We start from the raw sequence: 292 nt of genomic DNA, 5'->3' as shown, positions 1-292 counted from the left end.
GCTACAGTAATTGTTGAAGTTGCTTGTGTTGATGATGTAATGGATGATACGGTTAGTACAGATGAGGATACTCCAGTGGATATTGATGTATTAGATAATGATACGTTTGATCCTAACAGTGATGTAGAAGTAATAGATGTAACTGATCCATCCAATGGAACCGTAACGATCAATGCAGATGGAACGGTAACATACACACCAGATCCTGATTTCTGTGGAACGGATACTTTTGATTATACAGTAGAGGTAACAAATCCAGACGGATCTACAGCTACAGAGACAGCTACAGTAA

General features: G+C 38.7%; 1 protein-coding gene. It reads left to right on the top strand.

What is annotated here, in order from left to right; all coding sequences use genetic code 11:
- Positions 1–292: Ig-like domain-containing protein (locus Q1A60_RS21525; RefSeq protein WP_300008520.1), on the top strand; the 292-nt coding region annotated here is incomplete at both ends.

It is taken from the genome of uncultured Dokdonia sp. (assembly GCF_947492535.1).
Taxonomy (GTDB): domain Bacteria; phylum Bacteroidota; class Bacteroidia; order Flavobacteriales; family Flavobacteriaceae; genus Dokdonia.
This window is presented reverse-complemented; position numbering and strand designations above follow the sequence as displayed.